Below are 26,484 nucleotides of genomic sequence, written 5' to 3'. Positions count from 1 at the left end.
AGAATTATTGTAATCTCGTTGCTGAAAATAACTATTTTTGAGATTTATGGGATGGAATTTTAGGAAAGGAGAGGGAATAGGGGTATTCCTCTCCTACTTGAAAGTTGAAATTAAATCGGTTCGTAAAGAAAAACTGGTTCATTATTTTTGATGGAAATAGTAATACGGACATTTTCTTCAATTTGATTGGCGATAATATCCCGAGCCAGTGGTGTTTCAATATGTTGGACGATAAACCGCTGAATTGGCCGTGCGCCATTAATTTGGTCGTAGCCATTCTCCGCAATCCATTGGATGACTTCCGAAGTCGTGTGAAGAATTAATTTGTTTTCTTTTAATCGTTCATTGAGTTCTTTCATCATGATTTCGGCAATTGCCACCATTTGTTCTTTCACCAATGGGTTGAAAATGATGGTTTCATCAATCCGGTTTAAAAATTCCGGCTTGAAATGGGAGCGCAATTCGTTAATGACCGCTTGTCTTGCTTCAGATGTAATAACATTATATTTTTCTATCGAATCCAATAGTAGTTTCGATCCGATATTGCTTGTCATAATTAAAATTGTATTTTTAAAGTCCACCGTCCTACCTTGGGAGTCCGTAAGTCTTCCTTCATCGAGCACTTGTAATAGAATGTTGAAAACATCCGGATGTGCTTTTTCGATTTCATCGAGGACGATGATGGAATGGAGACGATGCCGGACCGCTTCCGTCAAGTGGCCCCCTTCGTCATAGCCAGCGTATCCCGGCGGAGGACCAATGAGTTTTGCGACTGCATGTTTTTCCATATACTCTGACATGTCTAATCGCACCATATCCAGCTCGGTACCAAACAACACTTTTGCCAGCACTTTCGCCAGTTTCGTCTTGCCGACACCTGTAGGTCCAAGGAAAAGGAAGGAGCCGGTTGGTTTATTTGGGTTTTTAATTCCAGCCCTTGAACGCAAGACGGCATGAGTTACTTTTTTCACCGCTTCATCTTGTCCCACGATGTATTTGTGTATTTCGTTCTCCAAATTCAATAGTCGTTCCCGTTCATTTTTCATGACACCTGTAATTTTAATTCCAGTTAGTCTCTCCACGACGCGCTCGATATCTTCAGCGGTCACTACATTATCGATGAAGGTTTTGCTTTCCTTTAATAGACCCCATTGTTGTTCGAGCTCTTTTAGTCTCTTTTCAGATGCAGGAATATCGTAGGTTTCCAATTGAACGATTTGGCCGACTTCATTATTCTTTACCGCTTTTTCATATAACTTATGCAATCTTGCCAAATTTCTTTTTTCCCGCTGCGTAAAATGGAGTATTTCCAGCTCTTTTGCCCATTGTCTTTCCATTTTTTCTTTTTCGTTTTCAATAATTTTTAGCTTCTGTTCAATGGCATACCGGTCAAATGCCGGGTTGGGTTCCAATTCTTGCTTATAAAGGGCGATTTTTGATTGCAAAATTTGTTCGTTGATTTTCTTGATGGAGTGGGGGATTTCATTTAGGGAAATCCGCTTTACTGCACTTGCTTCATCCATTAAATCAATGGCTTTATCTGGCAAAAAGCGGTCGGTGATGTATCGTTTTGAAAGTTTAACGGCAGCTTCGATGGCTTCATCAGTGATAAAGGTTTCGTGATATAATTCATAGTCTTCTTTAATGCCTTGCAAAATTTCAATGGTTGCTTCAATCGACGGTTCATTGACGATCACACGTTGGAAACGGCGCTCCAACGCTTTATCTTTTTCGATATATTCCCGATATTCATCTTGTGTGGTTGCTCCAATACAGCGAAGTTCACCTCGGGCAAGCATCGGTTTTAATATATTTCCTGCATCCATGGAGCCTTCTGTTCGTCCCGCACCGACGATCGTATGAATTTCATCAATGAAGAGGATGACTTGATTATTTGATTGTTTCACTTCATTTAATACGGCTTTTAATTTTTCTTCAAATTCCCCGCGATATTTAGCCCCAGCAAGAAGGGAGCCCATATCTAGACTATAGACGACTTTATCGAGCAAATTATTTGGAACATCTTTGTTCACAATTTTTTGAACCAACCCTTCAACGATGGCGGTTTTTCCAACCCCAGGGCTGCCTATTAAAATCGCATTATTTTTATTTTTTCTTGTTAAAATGCGGATAATATCATTGATTTCCTTTTCCCTTCCAACGATTCGGTCAACTTTTCCATCTACATATCTTTGATTCAAATTGACTGCATATTTGTTCAATGCGTCGTATAGCGTCTCCTGATTGTCGGATGTGACCATTTGTCCGTTTCGAGTTTGATGTAATTTTTCATATATGGATTCTTTCGTTACATGATGTTCGGCTAAATATTTTGTAATAGGATTAAAATCTTGTTCGAACAAAGCAATCATTAAATGCTCAACAGAAATAAAGCGATCTCGTAGCCGTTCCGCTTCAATCTCCGCTTGTTTAAACAGCCTTTTTAGTCGTTGGCTTTCTTTTTCTCCATAAGCGATATTCGTACCTGCTAAAGAGGGGATTTTATCTACTTCTTTATTTACTAGTTGAATAAGCTCGTTCATATTAATATTAAATTCTTGATAAAAGTTATAGGCAAAGTTGTTGGGCTGTAATAAAGCGGTCCATAGATGAGGAATATCCAGTTGATAGTTTTGTTTGCTTCGAGCAAGTTTCTTTGCATGGAGGATTCCTTCTTTAACTGCGATTGTATATTTGGCAGTCATGTTATCACCCTTTGCTGTGGAATAGGCAATCTTTGTAAATATATCGTAAGCGAAAAATCATATGAAAATCAATCTTATTTCTGAAATTTTTGTCAATTGAAGATTCAGTCGGGGGAATCTTTGGAGATGCAGGACTGGCAGAGAGGGTAAAAAATTTAACCCCTTCGCTTAAAAAAGGGAAGGGGAGTGATATCATTTTTGAACTTTTGCTATTTCTTTTTGGAAAATCCCTAATGCTTCAATGCGGCGGATGGCTTCTCGGAGCCTCTCTTCTTCCACAAGCAGCCCCACCCGAATATAGCCTTCGCCATGTTCGCCAAATCCGTTGCCGCTTGCGACTGCCACATCCGCTTTATCCAATAGGTAATCGGAAAATTCTTGGCTCGTAAACCCTTCCGGAACCGGCAACCATGCAAAGAAGGAGCCTTTTGGCGCTCTTACGTTCCATCCGATCCGACGGGCTTCTTCCACCAGCACATTGCGACGGGATTCGTAAATGCTTCTCAGTTCTTCCACACAAGATTGATCGCTGTTCAATGCATAAGCGGCTGCCTGCTGTACGGCAGGGAAGAGGCTGCAAAACAGATGGTCTTGCAACAAGTTGATGGCTTCAATGATGTCGCGGTTACCCACCGCAAAAGCGACACGCCAGCCGGCCATATTATAAGTTTTGGATAATGTATAGAACTCTACTCCAACTTCTTTTGCCCCTTCCGCTTGCAGGAAGCTCACCGGTTTCTCCCCGTCAAATCCAAGGGCACCGTATGCGAAATCGTGAACAACGGTAATATCGTGTTCTTTTGCAAATTGCACCGTTTTATTGAAGAACTCTATAGTGGCAGTGGCGCCCGTTGGATTGTTTGGATAGTTCAAATACATCAATTTTGCCCGTTTCTTCACTTCATCAGGTAAAGTGTTATAATCCGGGAGAAAATCATTTTCCTCAAGCAATGGCATTGTATCAAAATGAACATCCGCCAACACCGGACCGGATAAATAGTCCGGATAGCCTGGATCCGGTAGCAGCATATAGTCGCCAGGGTTTAACACGCACAACGGAAGCTCGACCAATCCGACTTTTGTACCACCTAAAATGGCCACTTCTTCATTTGGATCGATGTCTACGTTGTATTCCCTTTTGTAAAAGCTGCTTACGGCTTGTTTTAATTCTGGGATGCCACGGAAAAGGGAATATTTATGAGTAGCAGGGTCGGCTGCTGCTTCTTGAAGCGTCTTGACGATGTGAGGAGGCGTTGGTCGATCTGGATTTCCCTGTCCGAGATTGATCACATCCCGTCCTTCAGCAATCGCTTTATTCACTTTTTGCACAAGGGAAGCAAAAAATTGAGTAGGAAGTTTTTGGAGTTTATCGGATAATTCCATGTGCATCCTCTTTTCTTATTGATTTAGTTGGTGAATGTACAACTTATTGAATTCTCAAAATCTGTCATCCTGTATTTTAAGAAAATTCCAGTTTATAATTATAAGTAGATATGTAGGAATATTATTATTTTCTTGAATAATTGTCTAGGGGGATTCAAGATGAAAATTGGTTGCATTCAAATGAATGTCGGGTTTGGGAAAGTGGAGGAAAACTACGAGCGGGCGGAACAGTTGATTCGGGAAGCGGCAAGTAAGGGTGCTGACATTGTGGTATTACCTGAAATGTGGAATACAGGATATGCTCTTGAAAAATTGGAGGAGTTGGCGGATGAAAATGGCAACCGCACAAAAGCTTTTCTTCAACACCTTGCCAGTGAGCTAGGAATACATATTATCGGTGGTTCTGTAGCGACAAAAGAAAATGGCAAATTTTATAACACAATGTATGTGGTGAACCGCGATGGGGAATTGGTGAGTGAATATGGCAAAGTTCATTTATTCAGATTAATGGATGAGGAAAAGTATTTGGAAGCGGGGAATTCCATGAACCGCTTTGATTTGGGGGATCTTCCGGCAGCGGCTGTGATTTGCTATGATATCCGTTTCCCTGAATGGCTTCGCGCTCATGCATTAGCGGGAGCAAAAGTGTTGTTCGTTGCTGCTCAATGGCCGACACCAAGAATTGATCATTGGAAAACACTTTTGCAAGCCCGTGCCATTGAAAATCAATGTTTTGTTGTGGCAGTAAATCGAATTTCCCGCAAACCGGAAAACTTTAATGGACAGTCAATGGTGATTGAACCTTGGGGTGAAGTGTTATGGACTGGTGCAGAAGATGAGGAGTTGGCGGTAATTGACGTAGATTTCTCAAAAGTGGATGAAGTCCGCACACGAATTCCGGTATATGACGACCGCCGTCCAGAATTATATGGGAAAGTAGTAGAGCAAAAGTAAAGGAAAGTGAGCCGAGCAATGTAGGAAATTGCTCGGTTTTTTATTGGTTATCGAATCTTGAGTGGACGTAATTTTTTCGAATGGCGATGATTTTTCAGGAGTTGGCAATTATTAGATCTCTGAAATAGGGATTTTTTAACTGTTGATAAAAAACTTTAATCCTTTGAAACTTTTCCATTATCCCTGAAGCTCTAATTAATGAAAGGAGGATTAAGAGAGTGAAACATGATATCGAACTAGTAGAAAAAGCAATCAAAGGAGATGCGACAGCCTTTGAACAATTGCTAATTAAGGAAGAACAAATGCTTTATTACAAAGCGCTTTCCTATGTAGGAAGGAAAGAAGACGCACTGGACGTCATACAAGAAACAGCTTGCAAAGCATTTCTAGCGATTAAAGATTTGCGAAATCCCGAATATTTCTCAACATGGCTCTTCAGAATTCTCATTCGTGAATGCTACCAATTATTGAAGAAACGCAATCGAATGATTCCGTACGATGAAATGGAGTTATTAAAGAAAATGGATCACAAACAGGAGCTACCAGCTGATTCTTTTCACTTAGGTGAAGCGTTATCAAAATTAAATGAATCGTATCAAACTTCGATTATTTTATTTTACTATCACGACCTGTCCATTCGGGATATTGCCGAAGTGATGGGAAAACCGGTTGGAACAATCAAAACCTATTTGCGAAGAGCAAAAAAACATTTAAAAAATGAATTAGAAAGGAGTTATAAGTTCAATGAAAGAACAATATGATCGTTTCGAAGTGTTTCCGCAAGACGAAGTTCGATTGGCGATTCGAACTGGAATTGCTCAAGCACAAGAGCAAATAGATGGAAAGGTGAAAACTCCTTTATATAAAAGAAAAATAACTTATCTTTTAAGCAGTGTCGCTGCAGCATTTGGATTATTCATTTCAGCTCAATATTCTCCTGCGATTGCAACGAGTTTATCGAAAATACCGTTAATTGGTTCTGTTTTTGGTGATTCCGACTTTATTGGTTTACAACATGCCTACCAAGAAGGGTTAATCGACGAAATTGGCGAAACACAAACGGTTAATGGAATATCCGTTACTTTAAATGAAGTTCTGTATGATCAGAGCAATATTACAATCGGCCTCATTATTGAGTCTGAAAGGGAATTAGGTGAACATTATTTCGGTGCTGGCATGGATATTACGATTAATGGAAAATTGCCTAAAGCAGTTACAGGTTCTTATGGAGAAGAAATAGTATCATCAACAACTCGTACAGCCATTCAAACGATCAACATTACAGAAGACATGCCTGACCAATTTGAACTGGGGCTAACGCTTCAAGGAGAAAAGGGTGAAAAATGGCATTTCTCAACACCAATCCAAAAAATAAAAGACATAAAAACAATTCCTGTTCAACATAAACAAACAGTAGATGGCATACAACTTACGGTAACAGAAGTGTCCATAAGTAAAACAGGTGTCAGTGTATCTTTTGTGAGTTCTGAAAAAGAGAGCGATTTTGATAAAACGAGAGGGCATTATATCGATTTCCGAGTAGTAGACCAAGATGGTAACAAACTGACAAACCTTTCAGGCGGAGTGACAGGGGAAAGAATGAAAGATACCATCGTGTATAAAAGTACAAAGCAATTTGATCCAATTGACTTAAATGTAACGGAATTAACCATTACCCCATATTTAGTGATTCCATCTAGTGGTGGAGGGGTAGATGAAAACGGAAAATATATCGAAAAGGATTATAGTGCAGTAAAAGATGTTAAATTTGAATCATTTACAGTGAAAATACCTTAATGATTGAAAAGGGGGTGTCTGAAAAGTTATTTTGAGACGCCCCCTTTGCGACGAGGATGGTGACATTTTGATGTGACCACCACAGGAGCAAAGGATTTAAAGAAAATATTACTTTAAGGAATTAAGGCTGTTCAGAAAATTATCGACTTCTAGACAGCCCCTTTTTTACGTTATAGCTCAGTTTGGACAAATCTCTTAATTTAATAATAGGATTTAATAATAGGGGTTGTTAATATAAAATTGGTACATCCAATTATGGAGATTGGTAATGAAAAGTGTTTCATACGCTTAATTTCTTTTCATTACAATGTTATAAGATACATTTAATTCAGAGAAAGCGTTGTTTAATTAAGTTGAAGTTTGATTCTTCTTTTTGTGGCGCCTTTATTTTGAATTTTAATGATAGAAAAGTCGCCGATTTCTGATGTGTTATGGACATGTGTTCCGCCGCATGCTTGCTCGTCAATTCCTTGAATTTGAACAATTCGAATTTTTTTAAGAGAAGGAGGAAGTAAACTCACTGTTGTTTTAATAATTCCTTCTTTTTGTTCAGCTTCCTCTTTAGTGATGATTTTAGTACTAACAGTATAAGATTGTTTTAATAACTCCTTAATTGATTGTTCTAATTGCTCAAATGGAATTTTATCAATTATCTCAGCTGAAAATGTAATCTCGAGTCTTGAATGATCCTTTTCAATTTGACTACTTGTAGCTAAGCCATTGTAATGCTGATATAAATAGCCTGAAATCACATGCAACAATGTATGATAACGCATGTTTTGATAACGCCATGACCAATCAATTTGCAAGGTAACTGGACTTGTTTCTTTTAACGGACGGTCTAGAACATGGATAATTTTGCCATCTTTTTTTGTGACTTTAACTACTTCATATATTGTATTTCCTTGTTTGATAAAACCTTTATCACAAGGTTGTCCACCGCCCCCTGGATAAAAAATGGTTTGTTCTAATATCACTAAATTACCATCTACTGATTCAATTTGTGATTCACACTCTTTTAAATAACTATTCTCTAAATATAATTCGGTTGTCATTTATTATTTCTCCTTCTATCTTGTAAAAGTAGTAATTCCAATTGCAGTTGCAAAAACGATTAAAATAGCACCAAGACATCGATCAAACCAATGTCTATACTGTTGATAGAAGTTTCTGAAATAATTATTAGAAATTAGTGTTGCCAACAGAATAAACCAAAGACCTACAGCCAGAATTATTTCTCCGCCATATATCCAGCGCACCCAATCTGGAGTATTTGTTCCTATAAATTGAGAAAAAATACTTAAAAAGAACAATGCAGATTTAGGGTTCAGCACATTACATAAAAATCCCTCACGAAAAGCCTTCAAAAAAGAGGAAGTTGTTTGTGTATTTTTTATATCGATTTTATCTACATTTTCCGATTGAGCTTTTGACCGAATTCCTTGCCAACCTAACATCAATAAATAAGCCGCACCAATAAGTTTTATGATATTAAAGATGAGGGGGGATTTTTCTAAGATAATAGTAAATCCTAAGACGGTGTAGGTTATATGTACAATCAATGCACTAGCAATCCCCAAAGCAGTAGCAATCCCAAACTTTCTGCCTATTCCTAAACTGTTTTTCGTTACAACTACAAAATCAGGCCCTGGTGATAACGCTGCTAAAATTCCAACTATAAAAACTTCCAAATACATTTGTATACAGCTCCTATTCTTACCTCTAGTCAAGTGTTTTTTATTAAATAATTTGGTTAACATAGATTTTATTTTGGAAGGAAGGGGTACCCCTTCCTTCCAAAATAAATTTTCGCATGACAAATAGACCTCACGATTTCCATTTTTTTAGCCAGGTCTTTGTGATATAATCTTACTTACGATTACTGATGCATTGTTGCCTTTTCGTAATCGTATTTCAGATTATGTGTGATAAGGTGATAAGCCGATTTCAAGAACTTATTCACGCATGCTATGGACGCAACTTTATGAGGTTTCCTCTGGGGTTGCGTTTTTAATTTATCATAATAATCTACAATATGATTTTGTGTATTTTTCCGTAGTTGGATCATGGTCTGGATCATGTAAAATAGAATCTTTCTAAGTTTGTTATTTCCTCTTTTATTAATCTTGTCTTTATAAAAGGTATTCCCAGATTGATATCTCATGATATCAATACCGACGTAAGCATTCAGTTGTTTATGGTTTTTGAATCGTCGAATATCTCCTAGTTCTCCAATTAAACGAACTGCAGTCGTTTCTCCGATTCCTGGAAATGAAATTAAAATCTGATACTCTTGTTTATCTTTCGATAATTTAACCATCTTTTGGACAAGTTGATCTCTTTTCTCCTTCAAGTCTGCAATCCGTTTGGCATAATCCCGCACTTGTTCACAGCGAATATCATCTTTTGAAATTGCTGGATACGCTTCTTTTTTTGCTTCGATTAAAGCGATCCCTTTTTCTTCAGCACGTGCCAATGATAAGTTTTTTCTTGTGTTGGCTTTTAAACGATTACGAATCACTGTTTTTGAACAAACTAACACATGATCCGGATGAGGGTATAATTGAACGACATTCAAAAATAAAGCAGAACGTTTACTGAATAGCTTTTCTAACTCGGGAAAACTCAATTGTAGAATCGCATGTAAACGACTATATAAATGCGTCATTTCACTACTTAATTCATCATAATATCTCGTCATTGCACGCATTTGTTTATAATAATCCTCTTCTTGATAAGTTTGTTCACGTTCAACTCTAAAGTGAGTTTTCGCAAGTTCATGAGCGTCGCTTTTATCTGTTTTTTGTCTCCTCATTGAAGCCATTTGAATATTCGCTTCGAGTGGGTTAACTCGATAATACATATAACCTTGATCACCTAAGAATCGTTCTAGTGGTTTTGAATATACGCCTGTTGCTTCAAAGACAATATCAGGTGCCTGTCCATCTTTTTGTGTTAAAGTTATAAGGGTTTTGTTTAATTTCTCGAAAGAGTAACGGTTATGGGTTATTTCACCCTCATATTCGCATTGACGATAACGGTCGTAAATGACCATTGTACTTTTCCCCATACTGACATCAAATGCCACTACGTGTTTCATATTTTCTGCCTCTCCTTTTTAGCCAAACATAGAAGTTCTTCACATTGCCTTATCGATTCCATTTTCTTATACACGGTCTCTTCGGACCCAACATACTAAACTGATTCAAATAAGGGTGTGAAGTTGGTCTGTTTTTAATACGGACTCTATTTGGTCCCAGGAGCTGTTCGACCTTCCTTCACTTCTACTATAAAAAAATAGTAGCACAAACCTTGGCCTAGGTCTGTACTACTAATGTTAGTATGTTTTTTTTGCATTCAGAACGATATAAGTTAATAAATCATCATCTTTCCATAAAGAATTAATCGTTTCATTTCCTAATTTTTCGCTTACGACTTTCATCATCATGTCGTGTCGAATATATTCTTTAGCTAAAAGTACTAACATTGGTTCAGTAGTTTGAATAGCTTGCGGGATTTGATGGTCAACAAATCCTGCAATTAATACTTCATGATTGTCGCGGATAACAATCGTTAACCTTTTATTCATCCTGCTTTCTTCAATGAACGCTGTATCAAGATGATGATAGAAAGTTTTTCCAAAATCATCTGTCTTTTCATTTGTAAACAACATGGAATAAATTTGAACCCTATTAGCACACCGATCTTTTGCAACTTCCTTTAATTCCTTCAGTTCTTGTTCCCAAGCAGATAGCCATATTTCCTCATTTGATTCCATCATTAACTTTTGCATGGCTTTGATGATTTTTGTCCTACCTTCAATATGTTTAATCACATTTACTTCGACAGGTTTTTCAATAGCTTGTAACTCTTTTTCTAAAATGTTAAATGTCTCATCTGTTTTTTTCTTTCTGTTCATAAGCAGTTCCTTAACCGGTACTGGTATATAAGTTGGCGTCTCAGTTCGAAGTTCTATAATTGCTTCTTTTTCTATTAATTTTCTAATGATTGAGTATACCATTGATCGTGGTACGCCACTTTTTTTGCTGATTTCATAACCAGTGATTGCTGGTTCCCTTAATAATGTGATATATGCCTTTGCCTCATTTTGTGAAAAGCCAATCTCTTCAAATTGATGTAATAAATCTTCTATAAAAATCACCCGCTTTAGTAGTAATGTATATTACTACTATATTTAGGCGGATTATCTTTGTCAAATAAAAAAGTGAGAGTATTCTCACTACTTAAATGTTTCCTGCTTTTTTATTCCAATAAGAATTAAAAAAAATAATTAATATACCCACAAATCCGTTAAAAACATGGACTGTCAATATATTTATAAAACGTGGCAATATTGTCACAATATCAGTAAACATAGCCATAAATACTGTAAATAAAAACATGTTCTCCACCCCAAAATTTAAAATGAATGATAATATATTCAATGGCACTAAACTTTTGAGGTGAACAAATTGAATCTACCACAAACCTTTAAAGACAAAATGCAAACATTATTACAAGATGAATATGATGCGTTTATTCGAAGTTACGAAGAAGAAAAAAATCAAGGCTTGCGCATTAACACACTAAAGATTTCAATAGATGAATTTTTACAAATTAACCCTTTTACGACTGAGAAAATCCCTTGGGTCAAGGAAGGATATTTTTATCCTAACAATGAACGTCCAGGAAAACACCCATACCATGAAGCGGGATTATATTATATCCAAGAACCAAGTGCGATGGCGGTAGGGGAATTGGTAGATCCCAAACCAGGGGAATACATTCTCGATTTATGTGCAGCACCGGGCGGGAAAACTACACATCTTGCATCGAAAATGAATGGAGAAGGGCTGCTTGTTTCGAACGAGATCCATCCGCAACGGGCAAAAATTTTATCGCAAAACGTCGAGCGAATGGGCATCAAAAATGCCATCGTGACCAATGAAACACCGGAACGTTTAGCAGCGCGTTTCCCAAGTTTTTTTGATCGAATCTTAGTGGATGCCCCTTGTTCTGGAGAAGGAATGTTTCGAAAAGATGAAGAGGCTCGCTTGCATTGGAGTCCTGACAATGTAACTCTTTGTGCCAATAGACAAGACGATATTCTTGAGTATGCGCAAAGCATGTTAAAACCAGGTGGTCGTCTTGTGTATTCTACGTGCACCTTTTCTCCAGAAGAAAATGAAGGAACGATCAGCCGCTTTCTTGAAAAGTATCCACACTTCGAGATTGAACAAGTGGAAGTGTATGAAGGCTTTAGCCAAGGAAGAGCGGATTGGGTGGAAAATGCAGCCTCAAATATTGAACAAACGATTCGCATATGGCCTCATCTTGTGAAAGGGGAAGGGCATTATATTGCGGTGCTAAAAAAGAAGGACGGGGACGAGGCGCTTCGCATGAAGTATCCGAAACAAAAACTGGACCCGAAAATGATGAAGGCGTACCAGGATTTTGCCGGCGAAACATTAAATATCATGCCTTTTGGATATTTCCTTGCCTTCAACGACCAATTGTATGGATTGCCTGAAGAAGTACCAACATTAGAAAAATTAAAGGTGCTCCGTCCAGGATTGCATTTAGGAACGTTCAAAAAGAACCGCTTCGAGCCTTCCCATGCCCTTGCCTTGGCTTTACGAAAGGATGAAGCAAAAAGCGTATCGAATCTTTCCGCGGATTCGGATGAAATCATTTCCTATTTGAAAGGAGAAGTTTTACAAGCTAGCGGTCCAAAAGGATGGCACTTAATCACCGTTGATGGTTATTCGATTGGTTGGGGAAAACTCGCGGGGAATATGATGAAAAACCATTACCCAAAAGGACTGCGGTGGATGGGGAATTAGCTTTTATCTTACGAAAAGAGTTGGGGGAATAACGCTAAACTTTCACCGCGAAGAATGAAATTCCTGTTACATGTAGCAACAAATTCAAAATTCTACATACATTAGAATTAACCTCTCGAGGCTGCTCTGGCTTTGGGAGGTGTTTTTATTTATAAAATTGTAAATTTCCTTCCAATGGATGTAAATTATAGGATAATATATAAGTATAAATAATTAGTGGAGGAAGGGAAGTTATGAGTAAAGTACTAGGTCTGGATATCGGGGTATCATCAGTTGGTTGGGGGATTATTGACACTGAAAAAATGGAGATAATTGATGCGGGTGTCAGACTATTTGAGGAAGCAACGAGAAATGCCAATGAAGAGCGACGTGGATTTCGGGGGGCAAGAAGATTAAAAAGAAGAAGAAACCATCGATTAGAGCGAGCTAAAAAATTATTTGAAGAGTTTGGTATACCGACAAATTGCATCGGCACAGGAAATCCATATGAAATTAGATGCAAAGCGTTAAAAGAAAAAGTATCGTTGGAAGAATTAGCAATTGGTCTTTATCACATTGTAAAAAGAAGGGGTACCGTACTAGATGCTCCTTTAGAAGAAGAAAAAACGGGTGGAGAATTATCAACAAAAGAACAATTAAAAAGAAATAGTAAGGAACTAGAAACAAAATATGTTTGTGAAATACAGTTTGAAAGATTGAAAAAAGGATTAGTTCGTTCCCATGAGAACCGTTTCCGCACGGAAGATTATATAAAGGAAGCAAGAGCTATTTTAAATAGACAAGCCCAATTCCATCAAGAAATCAATGATGAATTTATTGAAAAGTATATTGAGTTAGTTCAAAAAAGAAGAGCTTATTATGATGGCCCTGGATCTAAAAAATCTCCTACCATTTACGGTAGATATTTTATAAAAAATGGGAAATTCCATGAACTGTCGATGATTGAGAAAATGAGAGGGAAATGTACTTATTTCTCGGATCAACCTCGCATTGCAAAAATGTCATTTACAGCGGAATTGTATGATTTATTAAACGGTGACTTAAATAAATTGCAAGTAAATGGGGAGTATTTAACTGAGGAAGATAAAAAATATATAGTTGAAGAAATTGTTAAGAAGGGCCAGAAGGTTACAATAGATCGAATTTTAAAATATAAAGGGCTGCCAAAAGATACGGATGTGAGAGGATATAGAGTAGATTTGAAGAATGAAAAACCCATTTTCACGGAATTTAAAGGATACAAGAATATATTAAAATTAGTAAAAGAACATGATTTACCAAAAGAAATTTTAGATAACGTTGAATTACTAGATGAAATTAGTGAAATTCTCACAGCAGAAAAATCTTATGAAAGAAGAGAAAAGGATTTAAAGAAAGCTTTGACAAATTTGGCTGGCTTTGATGAGGATACAAACGAAAAAATTATAGCTGCTTTGAAGGAAAATACTGATTTTAAAGGCTACCATGCGCTTTCAAAAAAGGCTATCCAATTAATTTTACCAGATTTATGGAAAACGAATAAAAACCAAATGGAACTATTTAGCGAACTAGGACTTGAAAGCAAACGATATCAAAATATATCCAATGGAAAGAAGATTAAATTTGATGATACTGCGATATTAAGTACAGTTGCAAAAAGAGCGCAACGAGAAGCAATTAAAATTGTAAATAAAGTACGAGAAGTATATGGTGAGATGGATTCGATAGTCATCGAAACTGCAAGAGAGAAAAATAGTGAAGAAGCGCAACAAAGATATAAAGATTTCCAGAAAAAACAGGGGAAATTCGAAAAGAAAATGGCCGAAATTTTAGGCGTTTCCTCGTTAAAAGAATTAAAGTTAAATTCCAAACAACATATAGCTTTAAAACTCTGGGATGCACAAGACGGTCAATGTTTATATTCTGGTGAGAGAATAAATCCTTATGATATTGTGCAAGACTTTTATAAGTTTGAAATTGACCATATCATACCGATTTCTATTTCCTTTGACGATAGTCAAGAAAATAAAGTGCTCTGTTATCGCGAGGAAAACCAGGAAAAAGGGCAGCGAACGCCATTCCATTACCTTACAAGTTCTCCAAAGGCAAAAAGAACTTTCGAAGAATTCAGAGCAGATGTGATGAAACTTTATAATAGCGGAAAAATTTCTAATAAGAAGAGAGAATATTTACTAGAACAGCGGGACATAATGAATAACGAAGAACTGCAAAAACAATTTATTAATCGAAATTTAGTAGATACAAGATACGCAGTACGTAGCTTTTCCATGAATCTACGTTCATACTTTAAACATCATAACATACCAACAACAGTTTTATCGATTAGGGGGGGATTCACTAACGCAATTCGACGCCGAGCAAGAATGAATAAAGATAGAAATAGCAGTTATGCACACCACGCGATTGATGCATTAATTGTAGCAGCGATAGGGAAACTACCAGTCTTTAAATTTTTCCAAAACTTTGGTGTAAATGAAACTGGCGTATTTTATGATCGTAGGACTGGTGAGGTTCTAACTGAAAAAGAGTTCTTTAGCGAGGATATCTATAAGTTTATAAGAAGCCTCATGAATTATGAATCTAAAATCAAGTATTCTCACAAAGTTGATAGAAAAGGGAATCGTGCTATTTCTGACCAAACAATTTATAGTACAAGAAAAGTTGATGATGAGGAAATCATTGTAAGGAAATCAAAAAATATTTATACTTTGAACAAAAGTGATGCAGCAAGTTTAATAAAAAGGATTAATACAAAACCTGATACTTTCCTCATTGCAAAACATAATCCAGAATTATTTGAACTGATTTTAAAAATTATCAAAGAATATGATAAGGCGGATAATCCTTTTAAAGCGTATTATGATGAACACGGTTATATCTTAAAAGATGGAAAAGTCCCAGTAAAGTTTTTGAGATATTATGATGGAAGTGTAGGAATACATTTAGATATTTCAAATAAATATCCAGGTTCAAAAAATAAAGTTGTTTTAAAATCTATTAAAGGTGTAAGGATTGATATTTATAAAAATACAGAAGGGAAATATAAATATTTAGGTGTACCTCATCACTGGTTTAGAGATGATGGAAATAATTTGATACTGGATATGGAAAAATATAATCAAGCAAAATTATTACCATATAAAGAAATAGATGATTCATATGAATTTATTTTCAGTCTATATCGAAACGATTTATTTACTATAGAGAAAAAAGATGAAACTTTGGAATATATTTTTATCGGTGATAATAACCCTCGTAATAACGTAATAGAAGTGGATTATGTTCATAAAAAACGTAATTCGAAAGAGGAAAGGGTAAGATTCTCAGTAGGTAAAACAATTAGTAGAATTACGAAATTTAACGTAGATGTGCTTGGTAATCGTTACAAAGTTGAAAAAGAAGAATTTAGAAGTACTTTACAAAAATGAGCTTTGATGTTATAGTATAGTTACGATAAATATTTATCGTAACTATACCGAAAAACTGGGAGAACCTACCGAAACAAGGGTTTATCCCGAACTCAGAGCCTTCATTTTTGAAGGCTCTTTTATTTTACAATTTACTGTTAAAAATTTCGATTTTTGTAAGAAGGAGGAAAATTTTTGAGCTGGCGAATTGTCTATATTTCAGAAGCCGAAGAGATGAGGTTATATTTAGACAATTTGAAAGTAATAAAAGACGATCAAGAAATTTTAATACCACTTTCTGATATTCACTCAATTGTAGTAGATAATCAACATACGACTGTGACTGGTAGATTAATAAATAAATTATCGGAATACCATATTTTATTAATTTTTTGTGATGAAACCCATAACCCAAATATGTTTTGTCTTGGTTTATACAGTCACTATAGAATCTATGGAATGCTATACAAACAATATGTGGAAAAAAATCGTACAAATAAAAATTTATAATCAAACATCGATTTTAAAGCTTTTAAAGAAAAACCCGGAAGTTATTCAACGAATGATTCAATTTGCAAATTCTGTGGAGCCTGGGGATGCAACTAATAGAGAAGGAATAGCAGCATCATTGTATTTTAAAGAATTGTTAGGAGATTCATTTAGAAGAGAAAGAGGAGCTGTCGATGCATTTAATTCAGCATTAAATTATGGTTACATTGTATTGCGCTCTTGTGTTGCCAGGGCAGTAACTGCTCATGGATTACACCCAGCGTTAGGAATTGGTCACCGCAATCAATACAATGCATTCAATTTGGTAGATGATTGTATGGAAGTATTCAGGCCGGTTATCGATTTATGGGTAGTATTAAGTGTAAAAGAAGAGGATTACTTAACTAGAGAAATGAAGCAACAGCTTATTGCACGACTAAGCGCAAAAATAAACATTGGGGGTCAAAAACAAACAGTATTAAATGCAATCGATCTGTTTATTCAATCGTTTATAAAAGCGATGAATAACAGAGATGTCGATTTATTACAATATCCTGCTGATGGGATCGCCATATAACTTTATGAGATTGCTTTTGTTTTTTGATCTCCCAATGAATACAAAAGCTGAAAGGAGAATTTACTCAAAATTCAGAAAAACGCTAATTTCAGACGGATTTATTATGTTGCAATTTTCAGTGTATGTAAAAATTTTTCCAAATCGTGATTCCTTAATGCAATATACAGAACGGTTAAAAAGAAATTTGCCTTCAAAAGGTTCCATTCGAATTATGGCTGTAACGGAAAAACAATATGGAAATATGCAGGTCCTAGTTGGAGGGAAAAGTTTACAAGAATCAACCATAAGTAATGAATCGATGGTGATTTTATGAGGTTATGGCAAATTGATACGTGGGATAATTGTGTAACGTTGGATATGGGGCCTATCACAATTATGAAAGGATCTCATAAAACATGGTTTAAAATTGCTCGTGAAATCAACGACTTTTTTACTAACCGAGTTTCTGAAGTGAAGATTTATGAAGATGGAGAATTAATAAACAAAAAAGATTGGGAATGTTTAATGATACCATTTAATGAATCGTTGCAGTTAGATAAGGTAAATACGAAATCCCCGCTACAAATAATTCATGAAAAGATTGTTGAATTTCTAGCTGCAACTCCTCAATACGAATCTATATTAGAAGAATGGGAAGTATTTAAAGAGGAAGAGGAAATAATAAATAGAACAATATTGGAAAAGTTTGGTTTACAGTTTAGATTAAAGGAGTTTGATGAATCGAATTTAAAGGATTTCTTCATTTTATCAAGTTATAAAGGCATACTAACTCCTATTGATTCCAAACTTCTTACTTTAAAGTTACTATTAGAAAAGGAAATTACAAAGCGACTTCTAATTATTATTGAGCTACCTGAATTGTATGCGGATGAACAAGAAATTGAGGAATTATTATTGATACTAAAACAATTAATGAATAGAGGTTGTTATGCGATTATCATCACAACTCTTGATGATGTGGAAGGAAGAAGCAATTTTATTTTAAAAGGTCAAGTGATTAATGAAGCAAGGGTGGAAATGCTAAGATCAAAAGTATTTAATACTATTCCTATTCCAATCGAAAATGAGGATTTTTTGAAAACGAAAGAGTTATTGTTAAGTTCTGTGGATAAGGTGGGCATAAAGGGGGAGTTTTTATTAGATTTGAATAATATCCACAGAACACACATTGTAGTACTGTATGTAATTTTAAAATTATTGGAGATTGAATGGGATGTTGATTTCACTAAGTTTCCGCCTAATCTTAAAAAATTTTTTGCAGAGTACTGAACGTTTTTTTTATGCTTCTGCTATAATAAAATTGAGGTTTCGGTACTCTCCAGTTTTTCGGTATAGTTGAATAGCAATGATTAAACACATCTCAAACCTTAAGTTTCGGTACTCTCCAGTTTTTCGGTATAGTTGAATACCACACAGGGAAAATTGATGTATGGACATGTTTCGGTACTCTCCAGTTTTTCGGTATAGTTGAATCCTCAATTGGGCCATTGAAGGATGCTTAAAGTTTCGGTACTCTCCAGTTTTTCGGTATAGTTGAATCGACAAGTTGAAATATCACAACCGCCATTAGTTTCGGTACTCTCCAGTTTTTCGGTATAGTTGAATCCATTCTAATTTCTTTATTTTTTCTCGGCAGTTTCGGTACTCTCCAGTTTTTCGGTATAGTTGAATATAATCCCAAAACACGATTTTTTTTGCACAGTTTCGGTACTCTCCAGTTTTTCGGTATAGTTGAATACACGATACACAACAGTTAACACATAAAAAGTTTCGGTACTCTCCAGTTTTTCGGTATAGTTGAATTGAGACTTTGCATTTTCTTCTCTCGCCTCCGTTTCGGTACTCTCCAGTTTTTCGGTATAGTTGAATTGAGACTTTGCATTTTCTTCTCTCGCCTCCGTTTCGGTACTCTCCAGTTTTTCGGTATAGTTGAATTGAATTAAAAGCACTTCCACAATGGGTACTGTTTCGGTACTCTCCAGTTTTTCGGTATAGTTGAATTTTTTGGTGGTTCAGGTTCGGGTTCTGTTGGTTTCGGTACTCTCCAGTTTTTCGGTATAGTTGAATGACATGCGCTATAAGCACCAAAAACCAGTTGTTTTGGTACTCTCCAGTTTTTCGGTATAGTTGAATCCACCATTCTGTCTACATTTGCGATAATGAGTTTCGGTACTCTCCAGTTTTTCGGTATAGTTGAATTTTACGATTTTCTCTACCGCTTGGTACTTGGTTTCGGTACTCTCCAGTTTTTCGGTATAGTTGAATTGGCAAAGCCCACAATACAAATACATGTATGTTTCGGTACTCTCCAGTTTTTCGGTATAGTTGAATAATCTATGTAGGAGCGCATTATGCTATATATGTTTCGGTACTCTCCAGTTTTTCGGTATAGTTGAATTGATATGAATGAATACAGCGAATCGGCCAAGTTTCGGTACTCTCCAGTTTTTCGGTATAGTTGAATGCGTGAATCGTCCGACGTACAAGCGCGTGAGTTTCGGTACTCTCCAGTTTTTCGGTATAGTTGAATTGTACTGATTGCTGTAATTGACTTGCTAAAGTTTCGGTACTCTCCAGTTTTTCGGTATAGTTGAATGACAAGCGTCTAACTATTAAATTCTATTCAGTTTCGGTACTCTCCAGTTTTTCGGTATAGTTGAATATACTCCAGAAGTAGCCAATGCCGTAATAAGTTTCGGTACTCTCCAGTTTTTCGGTATAGTTGAATTGCGTCGGATTAAACATATGGTATTTTGATGTTTCGGTACTCTCCAGTTTTTCGGTATAGTTGAATTATATGCACCCGATGAATGACGCTAATACCGTTTCGGTACTCTCCAGTTTTTCGGTATAGTTGAATTCTCTATCAAGGGGACATGTCATTTGATAAGTTTCGGTACTCTCCAGTTTTTCGGTATAGTTGAATTGCTGCAGCTCGTAAAAATCATGCATCTGCGTTTCGGTACTCTCCAGTTTTTCGGTATAGTTGAATAAAACTGGAAGGCAAAATGTGCTTCATCTTGTTTCGGTACTCTCCAGTTTTTCGGTATAGTTGAATATCGCGCATATATTTCAGCTGATTTATATAGTTTCGGTACTCTCCAGTTTTTCGGTATAGTTGAATAAGCTGCATTATTCGGTGTCGACTCACCATGTTTCGGTACTCTCCAGTTTTTCGGTATAGTTGAATAAATGGCGTTGGATGAGACGACATCCAACAGTTTCGGTACTCTCCAGTTTTTCGGTATAGTTGAATTACTCAAAATAAAAAAACACCGCCCTCCACGTTTCGGTACTCTCCAGTTTTTCGGTATAGTTGAATATATGTTCGCGTTACGTGTCACTCAACAAGGTTTCGGTACTCTCCAGTTTTTCGGTATAGTTGAATCCAAGCCAGAATTCTAAAAGGAGAAGGTATGTTTCGGTACTCTCCAGTTTTTCGGTATAGTTGAATGATGTCTTGTATATCGCTGAATTTAATGAAGTTTCGGTACTCTCCAGTTTTTCGGTATAGTTGAATATTGCTTCCAAAACAAAAGAAGGTACAACCGTTTCGGTACTCTTCAGTCATGATTTCACTTAGTATGATTGTCTGCCTTTAGGAATAGGGTGTCCTCTTGTTCAGATAGCGTGGCAACTTGTGCGAATAGGGTGTCCGCTTGTTCAGATAGCGTGGCAACTTGTGCGAATAGGGTGTCCTCTTGTTCAGATAGCGTGGCAACTTGTGCGAATAGGGTGTCCGCTTGTTCAGATAGCGTGGCAACTTGTGCGAATAGGGTGTCCGCTTGTTCAGATAGCGTGGCAACTTGTGCGAATAGGGTGTCCTCTTGTTCAGATAGCGTGGCAACTTGTGCGAATAGGGTGTCCGCTTGTTCAGATAGCGCGGCAACTTGTTCGGATAACACGTCCACTTGTTCAGATAGCGTGGCAACTTGTGCGAATAGGGTGTCCGCTTGTTCAGATAGCGTGGCAACTTGTGCGAATAGGGTGTCCGCTTGTTCGAATAGCGCGGCAACTTGTTCGGATAACACGTCCGCTTGTTCAGATAGCGTGGCAACTTGTGCGAATAGGGTGTCCGCTTGTTCGAATAGCGCGGCAACTTGTTCGGATAACACGTCCGCTTGTTCGGATAGCGCGGCAACTTGTTCGGATAACACGTCCGCTTGTTCAGATAGCGTGGCAACTTGTTCGGATAACACGTCCTCTTGTTCAGATAGCGCGTCAACTTGTGCGAATAGGGTGTCCGCTTGTTCGAATAGCGTGGCAACTTGTTCGGATAACACGTCCGCTTGTTCGGATAGCGCGGCAACTTGTTCGGATAACACGTCCGCTTGTTCAGATAGCGCGTCAACTTGTGCGAATAGGGTGTCCGCTTGTTCAGATAGCGCGTCAACTTGTGCGAATAGGGTGTCCGCTTGTTCAAATAGCGTGTCAACTTGTGCGAATAGGGTGTCCGCTTGTTCAGATAGCGCGGCAACTTGTTCGGATAACACGTCCGCTTGTTCAGATAGCGCGTCAACTTGTGCGAATAGGGTGTCCGCTTGTTCAGATAGCGCGTCAACTTGTGCGAATAGGGTGTCCGCTTGTTCAGATAGCGCGTCAACTTGTGCGAATAGGGTGTCCTTTTGTTCGGATAGCGTGTCACTTGTTCGAATAGCGTGTCAACTTGTTCGGATAACACGTCCGCTTGTTCGGATAACACGTCCGCTTGTTCGGATAGCGCGGCAACTTGTTCGGATAACACGTCCGCTTGTTCGGATAGCGTGTCACTTGTTCGAATAGCGCGGCAACTTGTTCGGATAACACGTCCGCTTGTTCAGATAGCGCGGCAACTTGTGCGAATAGGGTGTCCACTTGTTCAGATAGCGTGGCAACTTGTTCAGATAGCGCGGCAACTTGTTCAGATAAAATGTTCCCTTGTGCAGATAACCCCTCAACTTATCTAAATAGCATGTCCGCTTGTGAAGGTAACATCCTCAATCCAATCCCCAACCTTATCCTCCTATTTCCATATAATCCCACTTGCCGTCTCAATGGTCTCGTTTTAAAATGAGTTATAGAACAAATGTTCCCTTTGTATAATAAAATAGGGAGGTGGTTAAGTATGCGCATAAATACATTCAACTACACGAACTTTAGCCCAGAAGAATTATATCAACATCTCCCAAACCGTTCGATCATTTGCATTGATATGCGTTGCTTTTATGCTAGCTGCATGGCGATGCTTCACAATTTAAATCCAATGGAAGTGCCGATAGCGGTGGTGGGCAATTTTGAGCAAAAGGGCAGTATCGTGCTTGCTGCATCACCACCGATGAAGAAACGATTTGGCATCAAAACAGGCTCCAGGCTTTATGAAATACCCAAACATCCAGACATTAAATTGTTCGAACCGAAAATGGAATTTTTCGTGCAAATGTCGATGGAGATTACGAATTTAATCAATCAATTCGTACCGAAAGAAGCGATTCATGTATATAGCATTGATGAAAGTTTTGTTGATTTAACAGGCACGGAAAAACTTTGGGGGCCGCCTGAAAAAACTGCCAAATACATTCAAGAAAGAATATATAGCCAGTTCCAAATTCCGAGTGCGGTAGGGATGGGGCCGAATATGCTCATGGCAAAACTAGCTCTTGATTTAGAGGCGAAGAAAACAGAATTTGCTCAATGGACGTATGAAGATGTTCCGAAAAAATTATGGCCTGTGGCGCCCCTTTCTGAAATGTGGGGAATTGGTCGCCGCACGGAACGCACGTTAAATAATATGGGCATTTTCAAAGTAGGAGATTTAGCGCAAACCGATTTACAACTGCTGGAAAAACGCTTCGGTATTTTAGGAAATCAATTGTACTATCACGCTTGGGGAATTGACTTATCCCCTCTTGGTGCGCCACTTGCAGAAGGGCAAATTAGCTTCGGCAAAGGGCAAGTGCTTATGCGGGATTATCGCACACGCAGCGAAATTCTTACCGTTATTTTAGAAATGTGTGAAGATGTGGCGCGGCGAGCAAGGGAAGCGTATCAAATAGGAAGAACGATTTCCCTTGGCGTGAGCTACAGCAAAGATGCTTTTGGAGGAGGGTTTCATCGTTCACGAACAATCGATGAACCGACGAATGATACGATGAAAATTTATGAAGTATGCAAAGAATTGCTTGATGAGTTTTATGCCGAACGCCCTGTAAGACAACTTGCTATCAGTCTCTCTAAACTCGAAACGGAACGCTCCATGCAATTAAGTTTTTTTGACCAGCAAAAATGGAAAAGGCGAAAACTTGGCGCGGTAATGGATGCTTTGCGCTCTAAAATAGGGGCGACTGCTGTGCTTCGTGCGGTTTCTTATACAGAAGCAGGAACGGCCCTTGAGAGAGCCCAACTTCTTGGCGGACATAAGAAATAGAGGAGGACACGGCTTGTTGTGTGTATGTCTGAGAAGACGGCGCATTAACTCCTCGGCGAATATAAGAAATAGTAGAGGTATGTGCCCTAGCAAGAGGCGGATTATCTCTTCGAACGAAGACAAAAGGAAGAAACTTGCTATGCCCAAACACACCTCCAACGATCTGCAACAAATGGAGTGTAAAAGGGGTGAGAAAGTGATTCGAGATCGTGGAAATATTAAATGGAATGCCATGATGCTTCCGGAACATGTGAAAGTACTCCGGGAATGGAGAGAAAAAGATAAATATGAAGAAAAACCAACTCTTGATGAAGGGGCATTGCAAGATTTAAACGAACAGCTGCTCATTGCCTTCACCAATCGCTATGAAGTCGAATTAAAAATTTGGCACAAGGGGCGCATCTTCAAAGCGACAGGGAAGATTGCCAAGCTCCATGCTGAACATGGCTGTACATTCGAAGATGGCCGCACCTTCTCCTTTGAATCGATCTATGGCATTACGATTATGGAATAAAAATAGAAAAATCCCTTCCTCTAGTCAAAAGAATAGCCCAACAAAAAGCACTGGCATATAAATAGTTTACAACATAATTTATACTGTTCGCGAATCGTGAGAATGTCGCTTTTAAGCCTGTAATTCACCAGAGGAGGGGCAAGATGAAAAGAATTCTTGTAACAGGTGCGCTTGGACAGATTGGTTCGGAATTGGTGAGAAAACTCAGATTTGAATACGGAAAAGATAATGTACTAGCAACGGATATTCGAGAAGACAAAAATCATGACGGTCCCTTTGAAGTGTTGGATGTGCTCGATGCATTAAAAATGTACGAAGTGGCGAAAAGATTTAATGCAGATACGATGATTCATTTGGCAGCATTGCTTTCCGCAACGGCAGAAATTAAACCAATCCTTGCATGGGAATTAAATATGGGCGGTTTATTAAATGCGTTAGAGGTTTCAAAAGAATTAAACATGCAATTGTTTAATCCGAGTTCTATTGCAGTCTTTGGACCAACTACTCCGAAAATCGATACACCGCAAGAAACATTGCAACGGCCGACGACCATGTATGGTGTGAATAAAGTAGCAGGAGAATTGCTATGCGATTATTATCACTTACGCTACGGTGTTGATGTAAGAGGTCTTCGATTCCCAGGTTTAATTTCACCAGGAACACCACCTGGAGGAGGAACGACGGATTATGCGGTGGAAATTTATCATAAAGCGGTAAATGAGGGAAGTTATACTTCTTATATTGCAGAAGGAACATATATGGATATGATGTATATGCCTGATGCATTGAACGCGATTGTGGATTTAATGGAAGCAGATCCTACCAAACTAACTGTTCGCAATGCCTATAATATCTCCGCAATGAGCTTCGATCCATCAGAGATTGCAGCGGAAATCAAAAAACATATTCCTCATTTTGAAATTAAATATGACGTCGATCCGGTGCGGCAAAGTATTGCGGAAAGTTGGCCAAATTCCATCGATTCTTCCAGAGCGATAGCTGACTGGGGATTCAAGGCAGCTTATGATTTAACGACAATGACAATCGATATGCTTGATAAAATCGGTGGGGGCATTAAAAGCAAAACGACACTATAACACGTAAAAGGGATTTTATTTATATATGATACGTAAAGAAAAAGGACAGTTAGAAGTTCCGAAACTTTGCGACTTTTCTTAACGAAAAAATTGCATAAGAAAAGGGGAGTTCGAATTCGAACATCCCCTTATTTTTTCAGCAATTCAAATACTTGTTGTACATCTTTATCACCACGGCCAGAAATATTAACGATAATGCTATCTTCAGGTGATAAAGTAGGTGCCAATTTCAGAGCATAGGCAACGGCGTGAGAGCTTTCAAGAGCTGGAATAATACCTTCTGTTTTGGATAACGTTTGGAATGCTTCTAATACTTCTTCGTTTGTGACCGCAACATACTCGCCGCGGCCTGTTTCATGCAAGTAGGCGTGTAGTGGGCCAACCCCTTGATAATCTAAACCGGCAGCGATGGAATTTGTATCGAGCAAGTTGCCTTCTTCATCTTGAAGGACATAGCTTTTAAAGCCGTGAAGGATGCCGGGAGAACCTTTCGTAAGGGTTGCAGCGCCTGCAGGTTCCACACCGATTAAGCGCACATTTTCATCATTAATATAATGGGAGAAAGCACCAGCTGCATTGCTGCCCCCACCGACAGCAGCGATAATAGCTGTTGGAAGTTTGCCTTCTCTTTCTAAATGTTGAGCGCGGCTTTCACGGCTAATCACTGATTGGAAATGTTCCACAATTTCAGGATATGGAGTAGGGCCTACAGCAGAGCCTAGCAAATAGAAAGTATTTTCATAGTTATTAACTAAATCAAGGAAGGCTTCATCTACCGCTTCTTTTAATAAGCCGTTTCCTTTATCCACCGCTACTACTTGAGCACCGAGAAGCTCCATGCGGAACACATTTAAAGCTTGGCGTTTCGTGTCCTTTGCGCCCATGTAAATCGTGCATTCCATTCCGAACATCGCAGCAGCTGTCGCAGTGGCAACTCCGTGTTGTCCAGCTCCCGTTTCTGCAATAATTCTTTTTGCCCCCATGCGTTTAGCAAGCAATATTTGACCTAACACGTTGTTCAATTTATGGGATCCTGTATGGTTCAAATCTTCCCGCTTTAAATAAATTTTCGCTCCGCCCAATTTTTCCGTTAAATTTTTAGCAAAGTAAAGGGGAGTTTCACGGCCAGCATATTCTTTTAAGTAATAGTTTAGTTCTTCATTGAAAGTTAGTTCGTCTTTAACTTTCGCAAATTCTTCTGCAATTCGGTCGAGCACTTTTTGTACCTCATCTGGAACAAAGCTGCCACCAAAATCTCCATAGTAACCATTTTTAATTAAAGTTTTGCTCAAGATTTACAACTCCTTTTTCAAAG

20 protein-coding genes and 1 CRISPR repeat array are annotated in these 26,484 nt (G+C 37.9%); of the genes, 12 read left to right on the top strand and 8 right to left on the bottom strand.

Annotated elements, in window-relative coordinates; genetic code table 11:
* Positions 1 to 110: 110 nt before the first annotated feature.
* Positions 111 to 2,705 (bottom strand): ATP-dependent Clp protease ATP-binding subunit, encoded by a 2,595-nt coding sequence (locus tag NST00_RS00805; RefSeq protein WP_340709502.1) that lies wholly within the window; start codon positions 2,703 to 2,705, stop codon positions 111 to 113.
* A 192-nt stretch (positions 2,706 to 2,897) separates the two neighbouring features.
* Positions 2,898 to 4,088, bottom strand: a complete 1,191-nt coding sequence (locus NST00_RS00800) for a pyridoxal phosphate-dependent aminotransferase (RefSeq protein WP_340709501.1) — start codon at positions 4,086 to 4,088, stop codon at positions 2,898 to 2,900.
* A 159-nt stretch (positions 4,089 to 4,247) separates the two neighbouring features.
* Between NST00_RS00800 and NST00_RS00795 the strand changes: the two genes are divergently transcribed.
* From NST00_RS00795 to NST00_RS00785, 3 genes are all read left to right on the top strand, one after another.
* Complete coding sequence (locus tag NST00_RS00795; RefSeq protein ID WP_340709500.1) at positions 4,248 to 5,042, top strand: carbon-nitrogen family hydrolase; 795 nt, start codon at positions 4,248 to 4,250, stop codon at positions 5,040 to 5,042.
* A gap of 218 nt (positions 5,043 to 5,260) precedes the next feature.
* Positions 5,261 to 5,803, top strand: a complete 543-nt coding sequence (locus NST00_RS00790) for a sigma-70 family RNA polymerase sigma factor (protein ID WP_339289288.1) — start codon at positions 5,261 to 5,263, stop codon at positions 5,801 to 5,803.
* A complete protein-coding gene (locus NST00_RS00785) occupies positions 5,787 to 6,839 on the top strand; it encodes a DUF4179 domain-containing protein (protein WP_340709499.1) in 1,053 nt (350 codons plus the stop codon). Before NST00_RS00790 ends, NST00_RS00785 begins: the two co-directional genes overlap by 17 nt.
* A 344-nt stretch (positions 6,840 to 7,183) precedes the next feature.
* On the opposite strand, the gene NST00_RS00780 is transcribed toward NST00_RS00785, so the two are convergent.
* The 4 genes from NST00_RS00780 to NST00_RS00765 form a co-directional block, all read right to left on the bottom strand.
* Positions 7,184 to 7,894 carry an alanyl-tRNA editing protein gene (locus NST00_RS00780; RefSeq protein ID WP_340709498.1) on the bottom strand — a complete coding sequence of 237 codons (711 nt, stop codon included), beginning with the start codon at positions 7,892 to 7,894 and terminating at the stop codon, positions 7,184 to 7,186.
* A 15-nt stretch (positions 7,895 to 7,909) separates the two neighbouring features.
* Positions 7,910 to 8,536: a LysE family transporter gene (locus NST00_RS00775; RefSeq protein ID WP_340709497.1), complete on the bottom strand. Its 627-nt coding sequence runs from the start codon at positions 8,534 to 8,536 to the stop codon at positions 7,910 to 7,912.
* Between the two features lie 182 nt (positions 8,537 to 8,718).
* Positions 8,719 to 9,939, bottom strand: a complete 1,221-nt coding sequence (locus tag NST00_RS00770) for an IS110 family transposase (RefSeq protein WP_340709496.1) — start codon at positions 9,937 to 9,939, stop codon at positions 8,719 to 8,721.
* A 237-nt stretch (positions 9,940 to 10,176) separates the two neighbouring features.
* Complete coding sequence (locus NST00_RS00765) at positions 10,177 to 11,001, bottom strand: TrmB family transcriptional regulator (RefSeq protein ID WP_340709495.1); 825 nt, start codon at positions 10,999 to 11,001, stop codon at positions 10,177 to 10,179.
* Positions 11,002 to 11,311: 310 nt separating this feature from the next.
* Between NST00_RS00765 and NST00_RS00760 the strand changes: the two genes are divergently transcribed.
* From NST00_RS00760 to NST00_RS00735, 6 genes are all read left to right on the top strand, one after another.
* Entirely contained in the window at positions 11,312 to 12,682 is a 1,371-nt protein-coding gene (locus NST00_RS00760; RefSeq protein WP_340709494.1) for an RsmB/NOP family class I SAM-dependent RNA methyltransferase, read from the top strand.
* 233 nt (positions 12,683 to 12,915) lie between these two features.
* On the top strand, positions 12,916 to 16,110 hold the full coding sequence (cas9, locus tag NST00_RS00755; RefSeq protein WP_340709493.1) for a type II CRISPR RNA-guided endonuclease Cas9: 3,195 nt from the start codon (positions 12,916 to 12,918) through the stop codon (positions 16,108 to 16,110).
* 174 nt (positions 16,111 to 16,284) lie between these two features.
* Entirely contained in the window at positions 16,285 to 16,599 is a 315-nt protein-coding gene (locus tag NST00_RS00750; RefSeq protein WP_168411802.1) for a CRISPR-associated endonuclease Cas1, read from the top strand.
* Complete coding sequence (gene cas1 / locus NST00_RS00745) at positions 16,565 to 17,155, top strand: type II CRISPR-associated endonuclease Cas1 (protein ID WP_168411801.1); 591 nt, start codon at positions 16,565 to 16,567, stop codon at positions 17,153 to 17,155. The genes NST00_RS00750 and cas1 overlap by 35 nt, the downstream gene beginning before the upstream one ends.
* A gap of 16 nt (positions 17,156 to 17,171) precedes the next feature.
* Entirely contained in the window at positions 17,172 to 17,468 is a 297-nt protein-coding gene (cas2, locus tag NST00_RS00740) for a CRISPR-associated endonuclease Cas2 (protein ID WP_016837329.1), read from the top strand.
* Positions 17,465 to 18,424, top strand: coding sequence for a hypothetical protein (locus tag NST00_RS00735; RefSeq protein WP_168411800.1), 960 nt, complete (start codon positions 17,465 to 17,467; stop codon positions 18,422 to 18,424). Before cas2 ends, NST00_RS00735 begins: the two co-directional genes overlap by 4 nt.
* Positions 18,425 to 18,460: 36 nt before the next feature.
* Positions 18,461 to 20,675: direct repeats of the CRISPR family, unit length 36 nt; unit sequence GTTTCGGTACTCTCCAGTTTTTCGGTATAGTTGAAT.
* 55 nt (positions 20,676 to 20,730) lie between these two features.
* On the opposite strand, the gene NST00_RS14920 is transcribed toward NST00_RS00735, so the two are convergent.
* The gene (locus tag NST00_RS14920) at positions 20,731 to 21,648 is read right to left on the bottom strand and encodes a hypothetical protein (protein ID WP_445329554.1); all 918 of its coding nucleotides are present in this window, start codon (positions 21,646 to 21,648) and stop codon (positions 20,731 to 20,733) included.
* 611 nt (positions 21,649 to 22,259) lie between these two features.
* Between NST00_RS14920 and NST00_RS00730 the strand changes: the two genes are divergently transcribed.
* The 3 genes from NST00_RS00730 to NST00_RS00720 all read left to right on the top strand — a co-directional run bounded on the left by NST00_RS00730 (position 22,260) and on the right by NST00_RS00720 (position 25,169).
* On the top strand, positions 22,260 to 23,558 hold the full coding sequence (locus NST00_RS00730; RefSeq protein WP_340709492.1) for a Y-family DNA polymerase: 1,299 nt from the start codon (positions 22,260 to 22,262) through the stop codon (positions 23,556 to 23,558).
* A 196-nt stretch (positions 23,559 to 23,754) separates the two neighbouring features.
* Entirely contained in the window at positions 23,755 to 24,072 is a 318-nt protein-coding gene (locus tag NST00_RS00725) for a YolD-like family protein (RefSeq protein WP_016837326.1), read from the top strand.
* A gap of 143 nt (positions 24,073 to 24,215) precedes the next feature.
* Positions 24,216 to 25,169, top strand: a complete 954-nt coding sequence (locus NST00_RS00720) for an NAD-dependent epimerase/dehydratase family protein (protein WP_340709491.1) — start codon at positions 24,216 to 24,218, stop codon at positions 25,167 to 25,169.
* 128 nt (positions 25,170 to 25,297) lie between these two features.
* Here NST00_RS00720 and trpB read toward each other — a convergent pair whose 3' ends face one another.
* Positions 25,298 to 26,461 (bottom strand): tryptophan synthase subunit beta, encoded by a 1,164-nt coding sequence (trpB, locus tag NST00_RS00715; RefSeq protein WP_340709490.1) that lies wholly within the window; start codon positions 26,459 to 26,461, stop codon positions 25,298 to 25,300.
* Positions 26,462 to 26,484 lie beyond the last annotated feature (23 nt).

Source organism: Ureibacillus sp. FSL K6-0165 (assembly GCF_038004285.1).
GTDB classification, from domain to species: Bacteria; Bacillota; Bacilli; order Bacillales_A; family Planococcaceae; genus Ureibacillus; species Ureibacillus thermosphaericus.
Note: the sequence above shows the minus strand (reverse complement) of the source record. Positions and strands in the feature narration are given on the sequence as shown.

Bases quoted from the DNA above. Each gene is read 5' to 3' on its own strand.
- NST00_RS00805 (WP_340709502.1), bottom strand. From the start codon at position 2,705: ATGACTGCCAAATATACAATCGCAGTTAAAGAAGGAATCCTCCATGCA.
- NST00_RS00800 (WP_340709501.1), bottom strand. From the start codon at position 4,088: ATGGAATTATCCGATAAACTCCAAAAACTTCCTACTCAATTTTTTGCT.
- NST00_RS00795 (WP_340709500.1), top strand. From the start codon at position 4,248: ATGAAAATTGGTTGCATTCAAATGAATGTCGGGTTTGGGAAAGTGGAG.
- NST00_RS00785 (WP_340709499.1), top strand. From the start codon at position 5,787: ATGAAAGAACAATATGATCGTTTCGAAGTGTTTCCGCAAGACGAAGTT.
- NST00_RS00780 (WP_340709498.1), bottom strand. From the start codon at position 7,894: ATGACAACCGAATTATATTTAGAGAATAGTTATTTAAAAGAGTGTGAA.
- NST00_RS00775 (WP_340709497.1), bottom strand. From the start codon at position 8,536: ATGTATTTGGAAGTTTTTATAGTTGGAATTTTAGCAGCGTTATCACCA.
- NST00_RS00770 (WP_340709496.1), bottom strand. From the start codon at position 9,939: ATGAAACACGTAGTGGCATTTGATGTCAGTATGGGGAAAAGTACAATG.
- cas9 (WP_340709493.1), top strand. From the start codon at position 12,916: ATGAGTAAAGTACTAGGTCTGGATATCGGGGTATCATCAGTTGGTTGG.
- cas1 (WP_168411801.1), top strand. From the start codon at position 16,565: ATGTGGAAAAAAATCGTACAAATAAAAATTTATAATCAAACATCGATT.
- NST00_RS00735 (WP_168411800.1), top strand. From the start codon at position 17,465: ATGAGGTTATGGCAAATTGATACGTGGGATAATTGTGTAACGTTGGAT.
- NST00_RS00730 (WP_340709492.1), top strand. From the start codon at position 22,260: ATGCGCATAAATACATTCAACTACACGAACTTTAGCCCAGAAGAATTA.
- NST00_RS00720 (WP_340709491.1), top strand. From the start codon at position 24,216: ATGAAAAGAATTCTTGTAACAGGTGCGCTTGGACAGATTGGTTCGGAA.